This window comes from Algoriphagus aquatilis (assembly GCF_042657405.1).
Taxonomy (GTDB): Bacteria; Bacteroidota; Bacteroidia; order Cytophagales; family Cyclobacteriaceae; genus Algoriphagus; species Algoriphagus aquatilis.
In genome coordinates, this window is the sequence record NZ_JBHSKS010000002.1 from 359312 (window position 1) to 383012 (window position 23701).

At 42.6% G+C, this 23701-nt stretch carries 23 protein-coding genes; 10 read left to right on the plus strand and 13 right to left on the minus strand.

Annotated features, from left to right (window positions below):
* Positions 1-78 precede the first annotated feature (78 nt).
* On the plus strand, positions 79-1683 hold the full coding sequence (gene pckA / locus ACFPIK_RS03885) for a phosphoenolpyruvate carboxykinase (ATP) (RefSeq protein ID WP_377912412.1): 1605 nt from the start codon (positions 79-81) through the stop codon (positions 1681-1683).
* 110 nt (positions 1684-1793) lie between these two features.
* Positions 1794-2231: a peptidylprolyl isomerase gene (locus ACFPIK_RS03890; protein WP_377912414.1), complete on the plus strand. Its 438-nt coding sequence runs from the start codon at positions 1794-1796 to the stop codon at positions 2229-2231.
* A 48-nt stretch (positions 2232-2279) separates the two neighbouring features.
* Here the strand turns inward: ACFPIK_RS03890 and ACFPIK_RS03895 are convergent, their stop codons facing one another.
* Positions 2280-3851 (minus strand): hypothetical protein, encoded by a 1572-nt coding sequence (locus tag ACFPIK_RS03895; protein ID WP_377912416.1) that lies wholly within the window; start codon positions 3849-3851, stop codon positions 2280-2282.
* Between the two features lie 112 nt (positions 3852-3963).
* Between ACFPIK_RS03895 and ACFPIK_RS03900 the strand changes: the two genes are divergently transcribed.
* Positions 3964-4560 (plus strand): hypothetical protein, encoded by a 597-nt coding sequence (locus ACFPIK_RS03900; RefSeq protein WP_377912418.1) that lies wholly within the window; start codon positions 3964-3966, stop codon positions 4558-4560.
* A gap of 7 nt (positions 4561-4567) precedes the next feature.
* Here ACFPIK_RS03900 and ACFPIK_RS03905 read toward each other — a convergent pair whose 3' ends face one another.
* Genes ACFPIK_RS03905 through ACFPIK_RS03920 form a run of 4 tightly spaced genes read right to left on the minus strand, consistent with a single transcriptional unit; the run spans position 4568 to position 10353 of the window.
* The gene (locus ACFPIK_RS03905; protein WP_377912420.1) at positions 4568-5275 is read right to left on the minus strand and encodes a TrmH family RNA methyltransferase; all 708 of its coding nucleotides are present in this window, start codon (positions 5273-5275) and stop codon (positions 4568-4570) included.
* An 18-nt stretch (positions 5276-5293) separates the two neighbouring features.
* Entirely contained in the window at positions 5294-7912 is a 2619-nt protein-coding gene (locus ACFPIK_RS03910; protein WP_377912422.1) for a DNA gyrase/topoisomerase IV subunit A, read from the minus strand.
* Between the two features lie 41 nt (positions 7913-7953).
* Positions 7954-9852 carry a DNA topoisomerase IV subunit B gene (locus ACFPIK_RS03915; protein ID WP_377912424.1) on the minus strand — a complete coding sequence of 633 codons (1899 nt, stop codon included), beginning with the start codon at positions 9850-9852 and terminating at the stop codon, positions 7954-7956.
* A 9-nt stretch (positions 9853-9861) separates the two neighbouring features.
* Positions 9862-10353 (minus strand): DNA topoisomerase IV, encoded by a 492-nt coding sequence (locus tag ACFPIK_RS03920; protein WP_377912426.1) that lies wholly within the window; start codon positions 10351-10353, stop codon positions 9862-9864.
* A 223-nt stretch (positions 10354-10576) separates the two neighbouring features.
* Between ACFPIK_RS03920 and ACFPIK_RS03925 the strand changes: the two genes are divergently transcribed.
* Positions 10577-10963, plus strand: a complete 387-nt coding sequence (locus ACFPIK_RS03925) for a hypothetical protein (protein ID WP_377912428.1) — start codon at positions 10577-10579, stop codon at positions 10961-10963.
* Here the strand turns inward: ACFPIK_RS03925 and ACFPIK_RS03930 are convergent.
* Together ACFPIK_RS03930 and ACFPIK_RS03935 are read right to left on the minus strand one after the other, a co-directional pair.
* Entirely contained in the window at positions 10944-11876 is a 933-nt protein-coding gene (locus tag ACFPIK_RS03930) for an ROK family protein (RefSeq protein ID WP_377912430.1), read from the minus strand. The two genes, ACFPIK_RS03925 and ACFPIK_RS03930, sit on opposite strands and share 20 nt — an antisense overlap.
* Before the next feature lie 45 nt (positions 11877-11921).
* On the minus strand, positions 11922-12416 hold the full coding sequence (locus ACFPIK_RS03935; protein WP_377912620.1) for a YkgJ family cysteine cluster protein: 495 nt from the start codon (positions 12414-12416) through the stop codon (positions 11922-11924).
* 72 nt (positions 12417-12488) lie between these two features.
* Between ACFPIK_RS03935 and ACFPIK_RS03940 the strand changes: the two genes are divergently transcribed.
* Positions 12489-12848 carry an arsenate reductase family protein gene (locus tag ACFPIK_RS03940; RefSeq protein WP_377912432.1) on the plus strand — a complete coding sequence of 120 codons (360 nt, stop codon included), beginning with the start codon at positions 12489-12491 and terminating at the stop codon, positions 12846-12848.
* Here ACFPIK_RS03940 and ACFPIK_RS03945 read toward each other — a convergent pair.
* Entirely contained in the window at positions 12845-13678 is an 834-nt protein-coding gene (locus ACFPIK_RS03945; RefSeq protein WP_377912434.1) for a CvfB family protein, read from the minus strand. The genes ACFPIK_RS03940 and ACFPIK_RS03945 overlap by 4 nt on opposite strands.
* 288 nt (positions 13679-13966) lie before the next feature.
* On the opposite strand from ACFPIK_RS03945, the gene ACFPIK_RS03950 reads away from it, so the two are divergent.
* Together ACFPIK_RS03950 and ACFPIK_RS03955 are read left to right on the plus strand one after the other, a co-directional pair.
* Positions 13967-14857: a 3-hydroxybutyryl-CoA dehydrogenase gene (locus ACFPIK_RS03950; RefSeq protein ID WP_377912436.1), complete on the plus strand. Its 891-nt coding sequence runs from the start codon at positions 13967-13969 to the stop codon at positions 14855-14857.
* Between the two features lie 14 nt (positions 14858-14871).
* Positions 14872-15489 carry a deoxynucleoside kinase gene (locus ACFPIK_RS03955; protein ID WP_377912438.1) on the plus strand — a complete coding sequence of 206 codons (618 nt, stop codon included), beginning with the start codon at positions 14872-14874 and terminating at the stop codon, positions 15487-15489.
* A 396-nt stretch (positions 15490-15885) separates the two neighbouring features.
* Here ACFPIK_RS03955 and ACFPIK_RS03960 read toward each other — a convergent pair whose 3' ends face one another.
* The 3 genes from ACFPIK_RS03960 to ACFPIK_RS03970 are packed head-to-tail and all read right to left on the minus strand — an operon-like array spanning position 15886 to position 17148.
* A complete protein-coding gene (locus ACFPIK_RS03960; RefSeq protein WP_377912440.1) occupies positions 15886-16530 on the minus strand; it encodes a DUF7255 family protein in 645 nt (214 codons plus the stop codon).
* Positions 16531-16534: 4 nt separating this feature from the next.
* Positions 16535-16993, minus strand: a complete 459-nt coding sequence (locus tag ACFPIK_RS03965; RefSeq protein WP_377912442.1) for a DUF2452 domain-containing protein — start codon at positions 16991-16993, stop codon at positions 16535-16537.
* Positions 16990-17148 carry a hypothetical protein gene (locus ACFPIK_RS03970; protein WP_377912444.1) on the minus strand — a complete coding sequence of 53 codons (159 nt, stop codon included), beginning with the start codon at positions 17146-17148 and terminating at the stop codon, positions 16990-16992. The genes ACFPIK_RS03965 and ACFPIK_RS03970 overlap by 4 nt, the downstream gene beginning before the upstream one ends.
* A gap of 162 nt (positions 17149-17310) precedes the next feature.
* Between ACFPIK_RS03970 and ACFPIK_RS03975 the strand changes: the two genes are divergently transcribed.
* Genes ACFPIK_RS03975 through ggt form a run of 3 tightly spaced genes read left to right on the plus strand, consistent with a single transcriptional unit; the run spans position 17311 to position 21752 of the window.
* Complete coding sequence (locus ACFPIK_RS03975; protein ID WP_377912446.1) at positions 17311-17646, plus strand: Hpt domain-containing protein; 336 nt, start codon at positions 17311-17313, stop codon at positions 17644-17646.
* A gap of 33 nt (positions 17647-17679) precedes the next feature.
* Positions 17680-20052, plus strand: a complete 2373-nt coding sequence (locus tag ACFPIK_RS03980) for a S9 family peptidase (protein ID WP_377912448.1) — start codon at positions 17680-17682, stop codon at positions 20050-20052.
* Complete coding sequence (gene ggt / locus ACFPIK_RS03985) at positions 20049-21752, plus strand: gamma-glutamyltransferase (protein ID WP_377912450.1); 1704 nt, start codon at positions 20049-20051, stop codon at positions 21750-21752. Before ACFPIK_RS03980 ends, ggt begins: the two co-directional genes overlap by 4 nt.
* 154 nt (positions 21753-21906) lie before the next feature.
* Here the strand turns inward: ggt and ACFPIK_RS03990 are convergent, their stop codons facing one another.
* The gene (locus ACFPIK_RS03990; RefSeq protein ID WP_377912452.1) at positions 21907-22635 is read right to left on the minus strand and encodes a LytR/AlgR family response regulator transcription factor; all 729 of its coding nucleotides are present in this window, start codon (positions 22633-22635) and stop codon (positions 21907-21909) included.
* Positions 22632-23684: a sensor histidine kinase gene (locus ACFPIK_RS03995; RefSeq protein ID WP_377912454.1), complete on the minus strand. Its 1053-nt coding sequence runs from the start codon at positions 23682-23684 to the stop codon at positions 22632-22634. Before ACFPIK_RS03995 ends, ACFPIK_RS03990 begins: the two co-directional genes overlap by 4 nt.
* Positions 23685-23701: the final 17 nt, after the last annotated feature.

A 23701-nucleotide genomic window follows, 5' to 3' on the forward strand; every position in this document is an offset into this window, starting at 1 on the left:
AAACCTTTTTTGATTTCTAATTTTGAAAACTTGCTTAATTTTGAGCAGACAATTTTCAGAATATAAACCCAACACTGTATGCAGAACACCGTTCTGGAACCCAAAAATTCTATTCTTTCTTTTCTTGAATCCCGATCAGAACGAAAGATCTTTTTCAACCTTTCCCCTGCTGAGCTCATTGAGCAGGCATTGGCTCGAAAGGAAGGATGCCTTACTTCCACGGGAGCCTTTATGGCAGATACAGGCAAGTTTACCGGCAGATCTCCAAAAGATCGGTACATCGTCAAAGATGAACTTGCCTCAACAGCTGTTTGGTGGGGAGAAATCAATATTCCCATTTCCGAAGGGGAATTTGACCTCCTTCTTTCTAAAATGATAAAGCACTTAGAAACGAAAGATCTTTTTGTAAGAGATGTTTTTGCAGGTGCTGATGAAGATTACCGGCTAAATATTAAAGTCATTAATACTCTAGCTTGGCATAATCTATTTTGCTCCAACATGTTCCTAAGGCCTACTGAAAAGGAATTGTCTGATTTCAAACAAGATTTTACGATCATTTGTGCTCCTGATTTTGAGGCAGATCCGGATGTTGATGGGGTGAAAAACCCTAATTTTTCCATTATCAACCTAAGTAGACGAATCATTTTAATAGGTGGTACGGGCTACACCGGAGAGATGAAAAAGGGTATTTTCTCTGTATTGAATTTTATTTTACCCCATCAAAAAGGTGTTCTTTCCATGCACTGCTCCGCCAATGTGGGTAAAGAAGGTGACACAGCTATTTTCTTCGGGCTTTCCGGGACAGGAAAAACCACCCTTTCCGCAGATCCAAACCGTTATTTAATCGGTGATGATGAACACGGCTGGTCGGAGGATGCTGTGTTCAATTTTGAAGGGGGTTGTTATGCCAAAGTGGTGGATCTTACCCGAGAAAAGGAGCCTGAGATTTTTGACGCGATCAAGTTTGGGGCCGTTGTAGAAAATACCAGATTCATACCCGGAACTAGAGAGGTTGACTATGCCAATACCGAAGTAACAGAAAATACAAGGACGGCCTACCCTATTCATCACATTGCTAATGCCCTCGAACCCTCCATTGGAAGTGCTCCCAAGAACATTTTCTTTTTAACGGCTGATGCGTTTGGTGTGATTCCACCCATCTCCAGACTGAATAAAAGTCAAGCCATGTATCATTTCATTTCTGGCTATACTGCAAAGGTGGCAGGAACAGAAATGGGAATTATTGAACCCAAATTGACTTTCTCAGCATGTTTTGGGGCGGCTTTTCTACCGCTTCACCCTACCGTATACGCTAGCCTTTTCGGTGAAAAAATGGAGAAAAACGAAGTAAATGTATGGCTGATCAATACCGGATGGACTGGCGGTCCCTATGGAGTAGGTTCTAGAATGAAACTTGCCTATACCCGAGCGATGATTTCGGCTGCATTAGAAGGGAAACTGGATTTTGCGCCCATGCACACTGATCCTATTTTTGGTTTTCAAGTTCCCAAGATTTGCCCAAATGTGCCAGCAGACATTCTTAGTCCAAGGAACACTTGGTCGGATCCTGAAGCCTATGACATTCAGGCAAAGAAATTAGCGCAGGCGTTTGTCTCAAATTTTAGTAAGTATGAGAATTTTGCATCCAAGGAAATTTTAGAAGGGGCACCTATAGTGGCCTAAGATTAGAGATTTCTTTTCCTTTTCTACTAAATGTCTCAGAAAAACCGGATCAACTTCTATTTTTGCGCAGCATTAGAATGAAAATTAACAAAGCCTGAATTTTATTGAATATGAAAACAGCGGAAATTATTACCGAAAAAGGTACCATGAAGGTGGAGTTTTACGAGAAAGATGCCCCAGGCACCGTTCAAAACTTCGTAGATCTTGCCAACAAAGGATTTTATGATGGATTAACTTTTCACAGGGTAATTCCAAATTTTGTCATCCAGGGAGGTTGTCCTATTGGAAACGGAACCGGAGGACCTGGTTACAAAATCAAATGCGAAATCGATGGAGGTAATCAATACCATGACAGAGGTGTGCTTTCCATGGCCCATGCGGGAAGAAATACTGGAGGTTCACAATTCTTCATCTGTCATAGTAGAACAAATACGGCTCACCTTGACAGAAACCATACCTGTTTTGGAAAGGTAGTGGAAGGTTTGGAGGTCATCGATGCCATTCGAGCAGGTGATAAAATTGAAAAGATTGTCATTCACGAAGCATAAAAAAATCCCCTCGAAATGAGGGGATTTTTGCTTTTAGACTAACTGCTTTTACTTCTTTTTTCCACTTTCAAGTTCGCTCAAAATCTGTAAAACCTCTGAGTGAATTTTTGGTGCTGTTTCCGGCCCTAAAGAATTGATCTCGCCATAAGGTCTGTCCTTGTAATCATAGGTAAAAGGAGGCTTTACATCCCATTGGCTTTTGGGCACGATGTAACCGATCATGTCATTGGACATCCCCGCAAAAAACTTAAACTGCCCTGGAATTTTTGTCTGTAAAGCTGGTACTTCCACTGGCTCGAGTCCAAAATCTGCACCATCAGGTGATTCCACCCCGCCATGAAGGATTTCTGGATAGAGTTCACCGGGTACATGGACAAACGAGGCAGGCCCAAGGGTCCATGCAGCTACCTCAGATCTGATTTTTTTCCAACCAATAAATCCCCTATCAAAAATTCCTAAAAAAGCCGCCAACTGAAACAATCCATTATCCATTTGCAAGGCTATCGATTTAGCCCTCAGACCAAGGTTAAGACTCGAGTAAGTAATCAAGCTGGTGTCCTGAAGAATTTCCAGGGTTGCTTTTGCCAAAGCTTTTCCCTGAGCCTTGATTTTTTCAGGAGATTGCTTCTGGATTTTTTCCAAAGTAAAAGGATCTTCCACGACCATATCCGGAAAGGTGGTCATCAATCCGCCTACAGCTCCATTCAAAAAAATAGCCACTCCTCCTACTCCATCAATTTTTACAGAGTCATTTATTTGTATACCCTCTTCAACCATGTTCCTCCAAGGGTCCGGAAAATCAGAACTCAATTGGATATTTTGGGACCAAAGCGTCTCGGGATGATTTCCCCAGTTCATAAGGGTCCCAAGTGTCTGACCGCTTTCGGCATCCAAAACCTGCATGAGTTTCAGAGACGCATCAAAAACCAGAGGAGGTCGAGTATCCCCTACCAATGGCTTGAGTTTTTCCTTTTCTTCGGCAAATCGGAATTTGGCAGGCCTTCTGGAAGCATCTGCTTCACTCACTGCCTGCTGGATACCCTTCAATACTTGATTGAGATAATCGGGATTCACTCCTCTGGAATAGTCAGATGGTCCCCACATGCCCATCAAATCAGGAGAGGAGTGCACGTGTGTACTAGCAATAATCACATAATCCAAGTCAGGATTACTTTCCTGAATCAATTTTCTACTTGCAATGACTTCATCATTCCCAAAGCCGATCATATCAATCACACACAATGCAATCTTGAGTTCGCCTGATTCCAATACCATGGCTCTGGCCCAAAGTGGATCCAATACCGATTGTGCTGGCCTGGAATTATGAAAACCCGCTAGCCAAATGGCATCAAACTGTCCGTTACCATTGCTGTCTTCATAGGTATCTCCTTTTTCGGGATTATACCTTGAATCTCCGTCCACATCGCTCCATGTTTCGAATTGCTTTGGAGTTATATCTATTTTGGCAAAGCCTGCATTCACGATGCCTGCTTCAGCGCTCAAATTTAGGTTGACATCGTACCCGCTATGGCGATCGCGAAATTGATAAGCTCCAAAGCCAATCAATCCTATCAAGAGGGCAGTCAGTGTGACAAAGGTGATTTTGAGTATTTTTTTCATGAGTGAAAGGTTCTGAAAGTCATTCTAAACTACTAAAAGTTTGACTTCCTCGGCAGCCAGATTCTAATTCTGGAATGATAATTGAAATTCAGCTTTTCCAACTAACATCACGATGCAAAAAAGTCTGGTTATTTTCTTTATTTGTTTTCTTTTAAATGGTATTCAAGTAAACGCCCAACGCTATGGTACTGCACTAGGTCTTAGGTTGGGAAATTCGGATATCAACCGAACCGTAGGTTTAAGTCTACAGCAACGAGTGATGGAAAGGGTAACCATAGAAGGAATCCTGCAGACCGACTTTAGCCGCAATACCACGCTATCTGTTTTGGCACAAAAGCATCACCCAATCATTTCTAAGCGATTCAATTACTATTATGGAGGAGGATTGTCCTTTGGAAATGAGGAAAGCTTTGTTAAGAACCCAGCTACCAAGGAAATCATCCATACCTATGGAAACGCAACCACGGGAGTTGACTTGATCGCAGGGGTGGAAATGACGCTTGCCAATGCCGTGATTTCGCTTGATTATAAGCCCAACATCAATTTAGTCGGAAGAGAGGAATTTTACCGGGGACAAGTTGGACTTTCGGTTCGCACAGTCTTGGTGAAAAGCAAAGAACAAAAGAAAAAGCAACGACAGCGCCAGAAAGCAAAACAGGCCAAAAACCAACCTCAACGAAAGCCAATTTCAGACATTTTCAAAAGGTAAATTTGATTTAGGTAGACTTATGTTTCCAATATACTTTTTCATGGATATCGGAATGCTTCACAATTTCTCGGTACCATTTCATACGAAGCTGGTTTTTTTCATCCTCGGATAAGTAAAAATCAGCATGTGCAAAAGCTCCAGCTTTTTGGATCAGGTCATGTAGAAAAATCGAAGCAGAAACAGAAATGTTAAAGCTGTCTGTAAATCCAAACATCGGGATGTGAACCAAACCATCTGCCTTTTGCTTCACTTCCTCGCTGATGCCTTCGTGTTCATTTCCGAAAACAAGCGCCAGCTTTTCTGAAGGTTGCAAGTCATAGATTGAAATTGATGTTGGTGACGGGCTTGTGCCAAGGATTTTATAACCTTTTGACCTCAATTCAGCAAAACAGGCATCCACTGAGGATGAACCATCCTCTTGAAAATGCTTGTGTAAATCCACCCATTGTGATGCGCCTCGAGTCACGTAGGGATTGATTTTGTACTGATTGGTCTTTTCGATCACATGGATGTCCTGCAGACCAAAGCAATCGCAGGTTCGGATCACTGCACTGGCATTGTGAGGCTTAAAAATATCCTCCAATACCACGGTAAGGAATCGTGTTCGCGTACTCAGTACCCGCTCCATCACTGATTTTTTGTGCTCCGTGATGTATTGGCCCAAATACTCCAAAAGGCCTTGGTCAAAATGGATGGAAGTATTTTCCTCTCTCATATTCAAAAAGAAGGGCTATTAAAATAGCCCTAATTGTTCTTCATCATCTTTCTTTGGCGTGAGGTCGATCGTAGTTCCAATCTCCAATTGATCATCGGATTCAGTTGAAGCCTCATCTGCATCATCAGATTCTTCCGCTTTCGTAGGTTCGGATTCTATCAGTTGGATTTCTTTGACCGGATAGGCACTGACTTTGTTTCCGATAGCTTTCCAACCTTTGACATCGATGAGCATTTCCAAATCATACTCCACTTGCTCTTCTTCTTTTCCTTTGGTCACGGTCACCACCACTTGAGCTTGACTGTCAGTAGTAACCAACTTGAGGTAAGACTGCTTGTGGTCTGAGATAAAGTTGAATCTCTTATTGATAGTGGTCGTCTCGATTAGGAATCGCTTCACAAAGTACGTCTTGGTAGCTCCGTCAAAGTAGATTGCTGAAAGCACTTTCTGCGGGTCAAATTTTTGGATTAACCGTACATCGCTGGATTCGTAGCGATTGGTGAGTTCAAAGCTGGTCAACTCATAATCGCCATTTTTGTAGCAAACCAAAATCTTGTCATCACCCAAGAAATTCCCAATCAGTCTTCCTCGCTGATCAGTATTCAGTCGTCCTACGGAAGGGTCATAGTACACATTCAATCCTCCAAGGGTAGACTTTCCTTCCATCTTAAACTGGATTTTACGGACAGGATATTTGGTCAGGATATTTCCTCCGGCACCTCTTCCTTTGATCTCAATTTCAGCAAAGTCAAAGTCAAAGACTTTAACTCTCGCTTTTGCGCCCTGAGTCAAGTACACAGTTATTGTTTCAGCTTCACCATTGGGATTTGCGGTCAGATAAAGAACCTTTGACCCCTTGGTACCTTTGGTCAAATCATATTCCTTATCCCGGGTGATCCCTCCTACCTGGAATCGCTTCACCATGCATCGGCCCGAAGTGCCATCCAAGTAGATCAAGTTATAGGTCATTCGCTCATCATTCTTTCGGAATACGCCTACAAACAAAATATCCTTCCCCATGAAGAGCTTTTCCTGGATTTTGGAGACCACCATTTTTCCATCCCTACGAATGGCAATGATGTCGTCCAGATCCGAACAGTCGCATACAAACTCGTCTTTCTTCAATCCAAATCCGACAAATCCATCTACTCGATTGACATAGAGTTTGGCATTGTTTGCAGCCACTACCGCGGCTTGGATGGTGTCAAATGCTCGAATTTCAGTTTTTCGCTCTCTGCCTTTGCCATACTTATCCAACAAATTCTGGTAATAAGCAATCGCGTAATCGGTCAAATGCTTGAGGTTGTAATTCACCTCTTTGAGCTCTTCCTGAAGACGCTTCATCAGTTCGTCTGCCTTGAAGGCATCAAACTTGGAGATTCGCTTGATTTTAATTTCTGTCAGGCGAATTAAATCCTCCTGGGTAATTTCTCTGTAAAAGTCCGGTTTGTAAGGATCAAGGCCTTTGTCTATAGCTTCTAATACAGCTTCCCAAGTGGTGCATTCCTCGATATCTCGGTAGATTCGGTTTTCGATGAAAATCTTCTCCAAAGAGGAAAAGAGCAATTTTTCCAAAAGCTCCCCTTTTCTGATCTCCAATTCCCTTCGAAGGAGTTCTTTGGTTTGCTTGGTGTTGTACTCCAGGATTTGATTGACCGTCAGAAATACAGGCTTGTCCTCGATGATTACGCAGGCATTTGGTGAAATGGAAACCTCACAATCCGTAAAGGCATATAAGGCATCAATGGTCACATCCGGAGAAACTCCAGGTGCCAATTGGATCTGGATTTCTACATCTTTGGCCGTATTATCCACCACCTTTTTGATCTTGATTTTGCCTTTATCATTGGCTTTCAGGATCGAATCAATCAAGGAGTCTGTCGTGGTGCCGTAAGGTATCTCCTTGATCAAAAGAGTTTTGCTATCTTCTTCCTCAATTCTGGCTCTTACCTTGATTTTTCCACCTCTCAGCCCTTCTTGGTAATCAGAAAAATCAGCCAGACCACCAGTTAGAAAATCAGGCAAAATATTGGTCTTATTTCCTTTCAGGATTTCGATAGAGCCTTCTATGAGTTCGCGGAAGTTGTGAGGAAGAATTTTGGTAGAAAGACCTACCGCAATCCCTTCCACACCCTGTGCAAGCAAAAGCGGAAACTTAACAGGCAATGTAACGGGTTCTCTTTTTCTTCCATCATAGGAAAGCTGCCACTCCGTCGTCTGAGGATTAAAGACTACTTCCAGTGCAAACTTGGAAAGCCGGGCTTCAATGTATCGAGCCGCTGCTGCACCGTCACCGGTACGCACATCGCCCCAATTGCCCTGGGTCTCGATGAGAAGGTCTTTTTGACCTAAGTTCACAATTGCATCACCAATCGAAGCGTCACCGTGAGGGTGATATTGCATGGACTGACCGATGATGTTAGCGACTTTATTAAATCGTCCATCATCCATCTCCTTCATCGCGTGAAGGATTCTGCGCTGAACAGGCTTTAAGCCATCTTCGATGGCCGGAACCGCCCGCTCCAAGATTACATAGGAAGCATAATCCAAAAACCAGTCTTTATACATACCCGTCACCGGGATGGAATCATGCAAGCTTTCTTCTTTGCCTTCAGTCAGGTTAGTATCGTCGCTCATTTACTTAGTCAAACCAATATTTTTAAATCAAACTGTAAAAATCAAGCCGCCTCAATCTCTTCTTCCTCTTCTGCTTTTTTAGGATCATCGAGTGCCAAGTCTTTTTCAATCCTCAAGTTGTCGATGATGAAGTTTTGTCGGTCAGGGGTATTTTTCCCCATGTAGAAAGTCAGCAAATCGGAGATTTTAGTGTCTTTGTTTAGAATAATAGGATCCAATCGAATGTCCTCCCCGATAAACTTGCCAAACTCCTCAGGGGAAATCTCGCCCAATCCTTTGAACCGGGTGATCTCAGGCTTGCTGCCCAGCTTGTGGATAGCTCGCTGACGCTCTTCATCAGAGTAGCAGTAGATCGTTTCCTTTTTGTTTCTCACCCGGAAAAGAGGGGTATCCAGGATGAATAGGTGCCCGTTTTTTACCAAATCCGGGAAAAACTGAAGGAAGTAGGTCATAATCAGCAATCGGATGTGCATGCCGTCCACGTCAGCATCGGTGGCAATGACGATTTTTCGAAAACGGAGATTTTCTATGCCGTCTTCGATGTTCAAGGCGTGCTGAAGCAGGTTGAATTCCTCATTTTCATACACCACTTTTTTAGTCATGCCAAAGCAGTTGAGTGGCTTTCCACGTAGAGAAAAGACCGCCTGGGTCTGAACATCTCGGCTTTTGGTAATCGAACCCGAAGCTGAATCCCCTTCCGTGATAAAGAGCATCGTTTTGTTCTTGATGTCTTCATCGGCTTTAGGATCATCGTAATGCACCCGGCAATCTCTCAGTTTCTTATTGTGAAGGTTAGCCTTCTTTGCCCGCTCATTTGCCAACTTTTTAATGCCAGAGATTTCCTTTCGTTCTCTTTCTGACTGAAGGATGCGTTTTAAAAGAGCATCAGCAGCAGCAGGATTTTTGTGTAAGTAATTGTCAAGTTCGGTTTTGATGAAGTCGTTGACAAAAGTCCTGAGCGTAGGTCCATCAGGCCCGATATTTTGGGAACCTAGTTTGGTCTTGGTTTGTGATTCGAAAACAGGTTCCTGAACCCTCACCGCAATGGCTGCTACTACTGACTGGCGGATATCCGAAGCATCGTAATCCTTCTTATAAAACTCTCGAATGGTCTTAACAATAGCCTCTCGGAAAGCCGCCAAGTGGGTTCCCCCTTGGGTAGTATACTGTCCATTGACAAAGGAATAATATTCTTCTCCATAGCTACCCGAGTGGGTCAAGGCCACTTCTATGTCATTTCCTTTGAGGTGGATGATCGGATAGCGGATGCTTTCCTCATCTACTTTGTTGGAAAGAAGATCATAAAGCCCTTTGTCAGAGAAATACTTCTTCCCGTTGTAATTGATTGTCAGGCCTGCATTGAGGTAGGCATAGTTCCAGATTTGATTTTCGAGGTATTCAGGGATGAAGTGGTAGTTTTTGAAGATAGAAGCATCTGGAGAAAAAGTTACTCGTGTTCCATTTCGTTCGGATGTTTTTTCTACTGCCGGGTCATTGACCAAAACACCTTTTTCAAATTCAGCCATTTTGGTTTCTCCGTCTCGGAAAGACTGGACTTTGAAAAAGTCGGATAGTGCATTCACCGCTTTTGTACCGACACCGTTTAGCCCTACAGACTTTTGGAATGCTCCTGAATCATATTTTCCACCGGTATTGATCTTGGATACACAGTCGATGACCTTTCCCAAGGGAATGCCCCGACCGTAGTCTCTTACCTCTACTTTATGCTCCGAAATCTTCACATCGATGTTTCGTCCATGTCCCATCATGTGTTCATCGATGGAATTGTCCAGGATTTCTTTTACCAAAACATAAATTCCGTCATCCTGTGCACTACCATCGCCTAATTTTCCGATGTACATCCCAGGTCTAAGACGGATGTGCTCGCGCCAATCCAGGGATTTAATACTGTCTTCGGTATATTTTACTGGTTCTGCCATAATTCTGATTTAAGAGCGCTGAACAGCTTTAAATTTACCAACAAGTAAAACAAATAGAGCCACCACCCAAACAACAAGTAGGATAGGCATAAGGAAAAACCACAGGTTGTAAGAAGTGGCACCTATTTCCTCTTGATTGTTGATGGCATGCACATACAAAGCAAGAATACCCAAACTCAAATTGACGATGCCACCAAAAGAATAAAACCAGGCTAAAATATAATCTCGGTAAGGATCACCTATCGGAAAAATCCGATGCATCTTTTTGTTGGCCTTGGTCTCCAAAGATTTGGGAGTATATAAGGTGATTGCATTGAGTATCACAAAAAAGGTAATCATACCATAGAAGAAGTCGCCTTTTTCCCAATCGCGGTTGATGGCGCCACTTTCATCCATACTGATACCGACCTGCTCCGGCATAGCTGAATAGAAGTACAGAAGAAAGAAAATGAAAACAAGAATACTGACGAAATAGAAGGCTTTGCCGAATCTGTAGTACATGAATAGAGTGATTGAACGTGCTAATATAACCGATTTGGTTAAACCTTTGCGGCAGGCAGTGGGTTCAGAAAAAGTCATTTGGTGACTGAGAAAAATACTCTTTCACCCAAATGCATGAAGATCAACCTTCTAATCTATCCGATCTCAAATGAACAGAATTGGGGTCGCTTAAATTTAATTTCACAAAAAAATCACTCCATCTTTGTTTCAGAATTCTATCCCTATGCTACGTAAATCAACTTACATTTTCATATTCACCTTGTTGACACTTTACTCATGCAGTGGTCCGATCGATGCCGGAAAAATCAATCTGGAAAATTGGAAAGCTGACCGATATGGATGCAAAGGACTTAGAATGCAGGATTTGGAAGAGCTACGGCAAATCAAGAACAACTTTCTGGGTGCTGACAATCAATCCTTGATCAAGACCTTTGGACGTCCTGACCGAGTAGAATTGGTAGACAAAAGTCAAAGCTTTTTCTTCTATTTTTTGGAACCTAGCTCGGATTGCGAAGGGGTAAAAAGCGAAAAAGAACCCCTGAGAGTTCTTTTTCGAATGAATGCATTAAGCAAAGTATCTGAAGTCACGATTACAACCCTGAATCCATAAAGCAAAGTGCAGCGGCACCTAAGGTACCAGCATTGTTTTCAAGGGTGGCTTTTTTGAGTTTCAGGTCTTTCACGTAGTATGGTGTGAGGTATTTCCTTGTGTTGTATTCGATGGTAGGCATCATAAATTCCAAACCTGCTGAAATTCCACCACCAAAATAGACGTCCGTCACATCGAGAATTCGAATAGTGGACACGATAGCTTCGCTGATGATTTCAGCTACTTCCTTAAAGACCATCAGGGAAACTTCATTTCCAGCCTTGGCAGTGTCCACCAGCAAGTGAGTGCCGAGCTCTTTTCCTACTAGTTCCCCTGCCTTTTCTGGATATGCGGCCACCAAATTGGCCATAATTCTTAAAATGCCATTTCTCCCTATCAAGGTTTCCAAACCGGCATTTCCTCGGGAAAGCATGTGCCCCATTTCCAAGGCATTGCCTCTGGAGCCTTTAAACACCTGTCCGTCCAGCACCAAAGCGCTTCCAATTCCTGTACCCATCGTGATGAAAAGGAAATTGTCCGATACATCTCCTTTTCCATAATGAAACTCACCGATAGCTGCTGCAGCTGCGTCATTTTCCAGATAAAAATCGTGGTGAGGATATCGCTCCTTTAGGCTTGCTTTAAGAGGAAAATTATTCAAATCAGGAATGGCCGGGATCTCCAATGGAGTCATGCGGTCTTTGGAAATCATGCCTGGAAGTCCGATTCCAACTTTGGACACCAAGGGATATTTTTCGAGATACTTTCCGATCACTTTGACGAAATTCGGTCCAAAGCCATCTGCATGCTCTCTGTATTGGGTTGTATCTTCTTTCTGGAAGTCAAGCATTTTGCCTTCCTTATCGACTAATCCGATCTTTAAGTGAGTTCCCCCCACATCTACTCCGAGAAACTGAGTCTCCGATGAATTCATAGTTATTTTTCTAGGTTTGATTGCCAAAAAAGCAAAACTATTGCTTCACTTCCTATAATCTTTGCCGATCTCGTAAAAAATTTTGAGAACTGCCGGACAGACCAACGTGTTTTTGAGACTTAGATCCAAAATACCTAACATGTTTTTTCGGTCTGTGTGAGGATATTCGCGGCATGCTTTTGGACGATCCTCATATACCAGACATTTATTATCAGCCCCTAAAAATGGACAAGGAGCTGAGTTAAGGACATAGTCCCCATCCTCATCCCGGTGTAAATATTCATCGATAAACTGACTGCTTTTCATGCGAAAATTTTTGGCCAATCGATCAATGTCGGTCTGTATAAAAATCGGACTCGTAGTCTTACAGCAGTTGGCGCAATCAAGACAGTCTATCTCAGAAAAAACCTCCTCGTGAACCTTATGAAAGGTTTCATCCAAATTTTTAGGCTTGGTCTTTTTGAGTTTCTCCTTAAGTTTTTTGTTTGAGGGAAAATCCGATTTGCTCTCTTTGGAAAATTTTTCCAGATCAACAGAAATATTCACAACTTATTGAATTTCAATTTTTTGTAAAATTCATTAACTTACTGAAACACTAAACCCAATCCCGCTATGAAAATTCATCCATCAGAGCTTTATTTCTACTACAGCTCCAATCAACTTGGTGAAAAACTGACCAAAGCGTATGCAAAATCTATGACTCGTTTTGTCAATGAAATTGACCTCAATCATGAAAAGCTTACCGCTACCCAATGGGATCAATTATTGCTCAAATTGAATCTCAGGGCCAAAGACCTCCTTAATCGAGCTCATCCAGATTACCAGAGATTGATTGCTGGAAAAGATTGGGATCAGGAAGGCTGGCTGAATATTCTCGTCAACTACCCTTATCTAATAAAAGCTCCAATTGCGCTTTATAGAGATAAGGCAATCCTTTGCGTTACTCCTACAGATATCCTCAAGCTTGACTAATCCCGACAAAGACTGATTCCATCTTCCAGGATTTGTATTTCTCTTGCTTTATACAATTGACCAATGCACTGCTTGAAGTGTTTTTTGCTCATCCCAAGAACACGTTTGATTTCTTCGGGATCAGACTTGTCATGAAGTGGCAAAAAGCTCTTTTCTTCCAGCAATTGGAGGATTTTTTCAGAACCCTCATCGTATTTCACTCTACCTATTGGTAGGACTTGAAGATCAATTTTTCCATCATCTCTGCGTTTTTTTACCCAAAGTTTTCTCCTTTCTCCTATCTCCAAAGGTTGAAAAACTTCATTGGCATAGATCAGGCCCTCATAGCGATCCTCGAGAAGTACCTTATATCCAAGGTCTGTTTTTTCAAAAATCAATCCTTCACAGGAATTCCCGGGTTCGTAATCTTTAGGAGCTGGATACATAAACTCCCGATATTTACTCACACCAATCAATCGTTCTGTTTTGTAATCTTTACAGACTCTGATGAAGTATTTCTGACCTGGAGTCATAGGCTTAGCCATCTCGGAATTGGGCACAAAAAGATCCTTAAGTAATCCCCAATCCATAAAAGCTCCAAATTTGGTCACCTCTTTACATTCCAACACAGCAAATTCATCCAAAAGTGCTTTGGGCCGATCCGTAACTGCAACAGGTCGATCTTCACTATCGGTATAAACAAATACCTCCAATTCATCACCTTCTTTTTCGTCACCTTTGAGGTAACCTTTTGGTAAAAGCACTTCTCCCCCGTCAGATAAAGCCAAATAAGCTCCAAAGTCAGTAAATCGATTGATATAGAGTTTGCTGATCAGTCCTAGTTCTTTCATCAGTATCTAAGTTGCGGATTGGGATTAGTTCTCTCCAAATAGTTGAAATTTAAAAATCATGCATGACCATCAGTTATTTCTTAAGATCAACTCTAGATGATTTTTTCGACTCAAAGGTAAAGATTAATCCCAGCCAACGAGAAGAAAAATCCGACAAACAAAGTCAGGAATCATCGGTTCGAAATTGGAATTCGCTTGGCTTAAGAGTAGCTTTGAATTCCTCAACAAAGGCTGATTAAGCCAAAATAAACCCAAATATTCACGTTTTTATCTCGAAATTAACCAGTTATGAAAGCTATCTCTGTTATTGGTTCGGGCACCATGGGAAATGGTATCGCTCATGTCTTTGCCCAACATGGGTATAAAGTTTCACTTGTCGATATTTCGGCTGGACAGTTAGAAAAAGCACTTTCCACCATTTCCAAAAATATGGATAGACAAGTGATTAAAGGTGCCATTTCGGAGGAGGATAAAAATCAAGCACTTAACAGAATTAGCACATTCACAACCTTGAAGGAAGGAGTAGAAAGTGCGGATTTGGTGGTGGAAGCAGCCACAGAAAATATGGCGCTTAAGTTGGACATCTTCCGTCAATTGGATCAATTTGCCCCTGCCCCTGCCATTTTAGCTTCCAATACCTCTTCTATTTCGATCACAAAAATCGCCGCTGTGACCAAACGACCAACTCAGGTAATCGGAATGCACTTCATGAATCCTGTGCCGGTAATGAAGCTAGTCGAGGTGATTCGAGGCTATGCTACTTCTGATGAGGTCACAGAGATCATCATGGATCTTTCCAGAAACCTTTCCAAGGATCCGGTGGAAGTAAATGACTATCCGGGATTTGTGGCAAATCGAATCCTGATGCCTATGATCAATGAAGCCATTTACACGCTTTATGAGGGAGTGGCTGGAGTTTCAGAAATTGATACCGTGATGAAACTTGGTATGGCCCATCCCATGGGACCTCTCCAATTGGCAGATTTCATTGGGCTGGATGTATGCCTTTCCATTTTGCGGGTGCTTCATGATGGATTTGGCAATCCAAAATATGCCCCCTGCCCTTTGCTTGTCAACATGGTAGAGGCTGGATATAAGGGTGTGAAAACAGGCGAAGGATTCTATCGATATACCCCCGGAAGCAAAGATCTAGTAGTTGCTTCCAGGTTTTCCAAGTAATTTAAATTCTACACATGCATTTAGCAGTATCCGGAAATATCGGGAGTGGGAAAACCACTCTCACTGAGAAATTGGCCAAACACTATGGGTGGAAGGCAGAATTTGAAGCGGTGGATGATAATCCCTATTTACCTGATTTCTATGAAGACATGAAACGGTGGTCATTTCACCTTCAGGTCTACTTTCTCAATTCCCGTTTCAATCAAATCAAGAAAATTCAGGAGAGCACCATTCCAACCATCCAAGATCGTACGATTTATGAGGATGCTTACATTTTTGCAGCCAATCTGTATAAAAGTAAGCTTCTGACCGAAAGGGATTATTTCAATTACCGAAGCCTTTTTGACTCGATGATTTCTCATGTTAAGGCTCCGGATCTATTGATTTACCTCAAAGCCGATATTCCCAAACTGGTTGGACAAATCGAAAAGCGTGGAAGGACCTATGAAACTGCCATGCGGATCGACTACCTAAAAAATCTCAACTCACACTACGAGGATTGGATCTCCAATTACAAGGAAGGGAAGCTGCTGATCGTGGATGTCAATGAATTGGATTTTGTGGAGAGGCAATCAGATTTTTCATTCATTGTGGAAAAAATAGAACGCGAAATGTTTGGGCTTTTTGCATGATTACCGATAAAAAAGGGATTTCGAAGGAAGTCCCTTTTTTTTAACATTAAGAAGTTTAGGGCATTAAGTTGATTCTAATCAACCCTTTAAAGTCTTAATAATCAAACCCTAAATTTTCTTAACTTCTAAATGGTTGAAAATATTGTTTCTTCTCTGTGTCGTTGTAAATAAACTCTCCGCTTTAAACCAGCCAGGGGTTACACCCCTGGCTAAGATAGAACGCTCCGTTGGAGCTATGCTGTGAAAGAAACATCAAAAAGAGCACTCAAAACCTGCGGCCTATCCTGATTTACAATCAAATGGTATCTTTTAAATTTCCTTAACTTCTAAATGGTTGAAAAAAAGTTTAAATCCTTAGTTCCATCGGACATCGAGCATCGGACATCGGACAAAAAATCATCCCAACTTCCTCATCAACCAATTGTATATCATAGTCCGCTGTTCTTCCTTGGGGTTTATCAAAAGCTGATCGAGACGCTTGAGCGAACCCCCGGTCATGATGGTTTCGTAAGGATTCAGCCGAATGAGCTTGTATCCATGGATACGGGTTTGAAGATCGATTTGAGCAGCATTGTAGGCCATCAATTTCCAGCCAATCGGACCATTCCCTGAAAAATCTCCGGGATCTGAAGCTTTTCCGAATAAGGTGGAAGCAACCGACGGACCTTGCCAGATCCGTTGAGGCATTCCGGCTTTCAAGGCTTCTTTTTCGTAAGTACGACAAAGTCTCTTGTAGCTTTCCGCAAAAGGAAAATTCAACTCTTCATAAAGTCCTGATTTTAAAGAACTCAAGCGATATCGGTGAAAATGAAGTTCATCGTCCCAAAGAATAAAATGCCGACCAAGTTTAAAGTCAAATTTTAGCTTTTCCAGTAAAGGAAGCGAACCATTTCCTCCCAATTCGTTGAGGATTTTCTTTAGCCATCCTTTGCCTTTTTCGTCTAGGTATTTTGGCACCACTTCCAATTCGGGTTGCCAGTCGTAGTCAGCCCCACCCTCTTTGAGAATCAGGTCGAGCTGTCGGGTCATCAGGTGTTCCATTTACTCAGGTGTTTTCTCTCAGGATTTCCCAAGTGTGGTCTGCAAGTAATTTTACCTCAGCCACAAAATTTGCCCAATCCTTTTTGCGTCCCCATTCCTCCGGAGCAATCATACTCATGAAGTCGGTTCCGTCTGCCTTCTGGTACAAAAAATAACGGTGATTGATCAGCGGCTCGAAAGCAATTGATGCACCATAGATCCGCTCAGATACTTCTACTCTAGCTTGAATCTTCTTAGCCTGATCTGCCAAAAGCCTCATTTGCTCGTAGATTTGAGCCATCTGCATATCAGTCTGACTATGCATGGCTGCCACGGCCCTACCGGTAATTTTCCCTTGGTCCTCAGGCTTGATGATGGCGCTTCCCGAATGATGGGCATAAGGCAAAGTACCGGGATTTTCGGTAGTCTTTTCCTTCATTAATTCTAGGTCGAGCTTGTCGACATCTATTTTCTTTCCGATCATTTTTTGGGAGATTCTACTTCGTTGGATATTCTTTCCTTCAGATTGCCTTTTGAACCGGGAAATGTGGTTCTCCTTGAAATATCATAACTCACATAAAGGATGATCAGCATAAAGAGGACAAACAAGGCCAGAAAGATCTTTTTATTCTTTTGCATGAGTTTGAGCGATTCTGAAAGCAAAATTAAGCAATGAGTTTTTCAAGTGAATGGTTTCAAAACTCATCTATAGAAATAAAGCATTTTGAAAATTGTTTATAAATTTAGCTTATTCCTTTTTGGAATGGATTTTTAATACCTTATCCATACTTTAATCACACTATGTATCAACTGATTAGCGAGAAAGCCATTTATCAGTATTTTGGGGATGACGACCATGATATGATTAGAGAGATGATTGAAATCATCTTGAATACCAACATCAAAGACTTAAAAGAACTCGAAACTTTTTACGGAGTATCGGATTTTGCTACGATCAAAAAACGCTGCCACAAAGCCAAACCTTCCATGAGTTATGTTGGCGCACTGAAAGTCAGAAAAACCCTGGAAGAAATTGAAGAGAAGCTTGAGAGCTCTCATTCCCTTAATTCACAATTACAAAATCAATTGGGAATTTTGGAAACTGAATTGAATGACTTTCTATCTAAATTGAACTAATTACCCATATCACCCTACAATCACCCTATTCAAATGCTCCGGAAACTTCTATTTCTGCCTGGTTTACTGTGCTTTTTTGCAGTAGTTCAAGCACAATCTCCACTTACTGTGGACTACATCATGAGAGACCCAAAGTGGATGGGGACCTTTCCTTCGGCCCACTCTTGGAGCGAAGACAGCAAGCAGATTTTTTTCAGGTATAATCTCGAAAATGACCCCGCCGACTCCCTATACAAAATTGATCTTACCAAACCTTCTCAGATTTCAAAAGTCCACTGGCCGGAAGAAAAGCTGCTCAGAAAAGAACTTTCCACTTTCAACTCAGACCAAAGCTTAAGACTGTACAAAGAAAAGAACACCATTTACCTGGAGGACAGAAAGAAAGGAAGCACCTCTGCCTTAGTGGAATGGTTTGAATCTTTCACCAACCTTCAGTTTTTGGCTAATGAAAACCTGGTTTCCTTCATCTCGGGATCAAATGTTTTACTGGTGGATCGGACTACAGGTAAAGTCACAAAACTCACTTCTATCATAAATGGTCCAAAACCGGCTGCAACTGCTGCTTCACCATCCTCCAAAGTTTCTTTCCTCGAAGCCGAAAACCTCTCGCTGCTTCAAGTAGTCAATGAGCGAAAATTAGCGCAACAGCAAACTCGGGCCTATCGGGAAGCTATCCGGCCCAAGAATCAGGAATTTGTTTTCTACACCGAAGGTAAAAACCTGTCCAACATGCAGGTGAGCCCGGATGCACGATTCGTGACTTTTTCTGTATTCAGTCCTGCATCCAATAAAAACACCAAAGTGCCCGATTATACCGCTGCTTCTGGATACACGGAAGATATAAATACACGTCCCAAAGTCGGAACACAGCCCAACAAAGTTGAAATCGGAATCTATGACTTGGAGCGGGATACAGTTTATTATGTCAAAACGGCCAATCTTCCAGGCATCAAGGATTTACCTGATTATGTCAAAGATTACCCTGAAAAGACTTGGGAAGAAAAAGTTCGGGATTTGACTCTTTCTGCTCCTTACTTTTCTCCTGATGGCAAACGGGCGATTATTCAAGCCCGAGCTTTTGACAACAAAGATCGCTGGATTGCCGAAGTCAATTTAATGACCGGTGAATTGAAAAACCTAGATAGACAGCGAGATGAAGCCTGGGTGGGTGGACCCGGGATAGGTGGCGCGTTTGGAGGAGGTACTCTAGGCTGGCTTCCTGATTCCAAGCACATCTATTTCCAATCTGAGGAGACTGGATATTCGCATTTATACCTCTTGGATGTGACTACAGGTCATAAGAAAGCGCTTACAGCTGGAAAATTTGAAGTCTTCGATCCATTTATTTCCAAAGACAAAAAATCATGGTACCTCACCACCTCTGAAGTCGATCCGGGTGAGCGGCATTTTTACCGAATGCCGATCATGGGCGGTAAAATGGAAAAACTTACGTCCATGACAGGCGAAAATGCAGTGGTGCTTTCTCCTGATGAAAAGAAGATGGCCATCCTCCATTCCTACTCCAATGTGCCTACCGAACTCTATGTTCAAGAAAATAAGGTTGGAGCTATTCCTCAAAAATTGACTTCCGGCCAAACAGAGGAGTTCAAAGCCTATGCTTGGAAAGATCCGCAAATTGTCAGATTTGCTGCTCAAGACGGTGCACAGGTTCCGGCACGACTATACCTTCCTGAGCCAAGCAAGAAAAATGGAGCTGCTGTGATTTTCGTTCACGGCGCAGGTTACCTCCAAAACGCGCACAAATGGTGGAGTACTTATTTCAGAGAATACATGTTTCATAACCTGTTGACTGATCTGGGATACACCGTCTTGGATATCGACTACCGGGCTTCAGCAGGCTATGGTCGGGATTGGCGTACCGGCATCTACCGGCACATGGGAGGTAAAGACCTTTTAGACCAAGTCGATGGCGCCAAATACCTCATCACTCAGCACGGAGTTGACGCTGGAAAAATCGGGATTTATGGGGGTAGCTACGGAGGATTTATCACGCTGATGGCTCTCTTTAATCATGGAGACCTGTTCAAATCCGGGGCAGCACTTCGCTCGGTGACGGATTGGGCGCATTACAATCATGGCTACACTGCCAACATTTTGAATACCCCTGAGGAAGATCCCATCGCTTACCGTCGCTCTTCTCCGATCTATTTTGCCGAAGGACTAAAAGGAAACCTCCTGATTGCTCATGGCATGCTGGATGTCAATGTGCATTTTCAAGATGTGGTCAGACTGGCCCAGCGACTGATCGAACTCAAAAAAGACAATTGGGAAATGGCCGTTTATCCGGTAGAAGATCATGGATTCGTAGAACCAAGTTCGTGGGCAGACGAGTATAAGCGTATCTTGAAATTGTTTAACACCACCCTTTTGGAAGAGAAGAAATGAACAAATCTGGAATAGTATCACTCGCTCTTGCCCTTTCCGTTCTGGTTTTTTCCTGCGGAAAGCAAGAAGCAACCCCTTCAGCCAAAGTAGGCCTTATCGCTGAAAAAGCCATGGTGGTTTCAGCTAGAGAAGAAGCCTCACAAATAGGTTTGGAAATTCTGAAAAAAGGAGGAAATGCCTTTGATGCAATGATGGCTACCGAAATGGCTTTGGCCGTGGCTTTTCCTTTTGCTGGAAACTTAGGAGGCGGAGGTTTTATGGTATATCGTATGGCTGATGGAAGCGTTGGTTCGATAGATTACCGGGAAAAAGCTCCTCAGGCAGCCTCCAAAGACATGTATTTGGACGAATATGGGGATGTCATTCCGGACCTGAGTACCAAAGGAGCATTGGCTTCAGGAGTGCCGGGGACGATTGCCGGTATTTTTGAAGCACAAGCCAAATTCGGAAAGCTGAAACCTGCCGAAATCCTTCAGCCCGTGATTGATCTCGCCCGAAATGGTTTTGTGGTGACCAAAGCACAAGCCGAGCGACTTCAGCGAAATCGGGAAGTATTTGTGGAAGTAAATGGGCCTGAGACCTTTTTTGCGAAGGAAATCAAAGAAGGCGACACCCTCAAAATCCCCATCTTGGCAGCTACACTGGAGCGAATTGCCAAAAACGGAAGAGATGAGTTCTATAAAGGCGAAACAGCTAAAATCCTCGCTCGACACATGCAGGAAAAGGGCGGCATCATTACGGAAGCAGATTTAGCCGCTTACGAGGCCGCTTGGAGAGATCCAATCGTATTTCCATACCGAGATCTGAAAATCATCTCCATGGCCCCTCCCAGTTCAGGAGGTATCACTTTGGCTCAGATCTTATCCATGTTGGAGCAGCATGATTTGAAAAAACTCGGCCACCATTCGCCGGAATACATCCAACTTTTGGTGGAAGCTGAGCGAAGAGCCTATGCAGACAGAAACTTCTATTTGGGCGATCCTGACTTCGTAAAAATACCTGTAGATCAATTGCTTGATAAAGAATATTTAAAGTCAAGAATGAGCAATTTCTCTTTTGAAAAAGCCACTAAATCTGAGGAGATTTCAGAGGGAAAGATTGCTTTTGCTGAGAGCATGGAGACCACTCACTATTCGATTGTAGATGCGGAAGGCAATGCCATTTCAGTGACTACCACACTGAATGGTGCCTATGGATCGAAAGTGTACATTGATGAATTGGGCTTTTTCATGAATAATGAAATGGATGATTTCAGCTCCAAGCCCGGGATTCCCAATATGTTTGGTCTGATCGGCGCTGAGGCGAATAGCATTGCCCCTGGCAAACGAATGCTCAGTTCCATGACCCCCACTATTGTCGAAAAAGGAGGCAAACTCTGGATGGTGGTCGGCACTCCGGGTGGTTCTACCATCATCACTTCCGTACTACAAACGATCCTGAACGTCGCTGAATTTGAGATGGGAATGCAGCAGGCTGTAGAAGCACCGAGATTTCACCATCAGTGGCTTCCTGACTTGGTCAATTTTGAGCCGGATTCTTTTGACTCCACGCTCATTGCCACTTTGAAATCAAGGGGCTATCTGATCAATGAAAAAAACAGCCCGATTATCGGCAAAGTAGATGCGATTTTGGTTTTGCCGGATGGCAAGCTGGAAGGCGGCGCTGATCCTCGAGGGGATGATAAGGCGGTAGGTTTTTAAAATAAGTTATAAAAGGGGCTGTCTTTCAAGTAAGTGTTGTCAATTAGAGGGAAGCGGAAATATAGTCCAGAACGCTATAAATGGACTTAGACTACGCTCAGGCAGACAATACTTCACATGATGAGACAGCCTCTTCCTTTATTTTGTATCCCATTTACACCCCCGTAATCTCCCTAAACTTGGCACTTTGGCGCTGACTCAGATCGATTTTATGTCCTGATTTTAAAATGATTAATAGAGTGCTGTTAAAATAGGGTTCGATCTGCTCGACAAAATCCAGATTGAACATGTACTGCCGATTGGCTCTGAAAAACAGGTCCTCAGGAAGCTTTTGCTCCAAATAGGTTAGGGATTTATGCAGAAGCGGCTTATGCTTTTCATAGTACACTCGCACATAGTTGCCCTCGCTTTCCAAGAGGTATATCTTCGAGATTTGGACGAAGTGGCATTTTTCCCCATCCTTAATAAAAATCTTCTTCTCGGCACTCAAGCGTCCATCTTCCGTGGATGAGTTTTGAGTGGCCTGTTGCTTTGCCCTAAACCTCTGAATGGCTTCTGCCAATCTCTGGGGATTGACGGGTTTCAGAATGTAATCCAAGGCATTGACCTCAAATGCTTTGATCGCAAACTGATCATAGGCAGTCACGAAAATGACTTCTTTGACCTCTTCCAGACTTTCCAAAAACCCAAATCCATCTTTTCCGGGCATATTGATATCCAGGAATATCAAGTCAGGCTTCAATTCATTGCACTCCTGAATGGCCTGGTCTACCCGATCACTGGCACCAATAATCTCCAAATCCTCGAAAGGCGCCAATAAAACCTTGAGCTCTTCCAATGCCAAAAGTTCATCATCGACCAAATAAACACGTTTCTTTGTCATGAGATAGGATAGATTAAAGTGGATTTTACCAGTTGATTCCCAAAATTATCGAGGTGGAAAGAAGCATTCTCCGGAAATAGATTTTCAAGTCTCTTTTGAAGATTGGTCAGTCCGATACCCATCGAAAAGTTTTCTGCCAATTGGCCTGAGTTGACCACTTCGACGCAGATTCGGGCTCCTTTTATTTTACTTTCAATCTTGATGATTCCGCCATCAGGCAGTTTTGTGATTCCATGTTTGATGGCATTTTCAGCCAAAGTCAGTACCATAGCGGGAGGAATCCTTTGATCGAGGGTCTCCTCCTGTAGTACAATTTCTACTTCCAGCCGCTTTCCAAATCGGATTTGCTCCAATTCCAAGTATTTCACTACCTCATTGATCTCTTCATTGATACTGATCAAGGGCGCTTTTTCATAATTCAGCGAAAATCTCAGCAATTCGGAGAGTTTGATGATCGCATCCCTTGACTTTTCCTGATCGATCAAAACCAGAGCTTTGATGCTGTTGAGGGCATTAAACAAAAAATGAGGATTAAGTTGAATTTTCAAAAGCTCTAATTCCGCTGATTTGGCTACGTTTTCCAACATCAACTTTTGCTCGGTAATTTCTGCATTGCGCTTTAGAATATGATACAGGTAATAGATAATGATCCATACCAAAACATACCTACCCAAATTCATAATCTGACCCAAAAATGATATTAAAGTCGACTGAGATAGTAAAGTACTCGGGTCAATAAATGCATAAGGAAGGTAAAGCATAAAAGACATTAAAAAAGCGATCATCAAGGTGTCAAAAAATGCCTTACTCCAAATTCTGGAGAGACTTTTTTCAAAAACATGAGACCTGATAAAAACTGACTTGTAGGCATGCGAAACAAACAATCCTACCAATGAGTAAAAGGTAAATTGCTGAAAGAAAGCCCACTCAAATTGGCCATGAATAAAAAAGGTGTAATTGACTGTTTCGATAAATATGATCGAACTCCAACCAAGTATCTGCAAAAGCCAATACACCTTGGTTTTTCCTAATGGCCATTTTTTCCCCATAAGTCCAGCGAGTATCC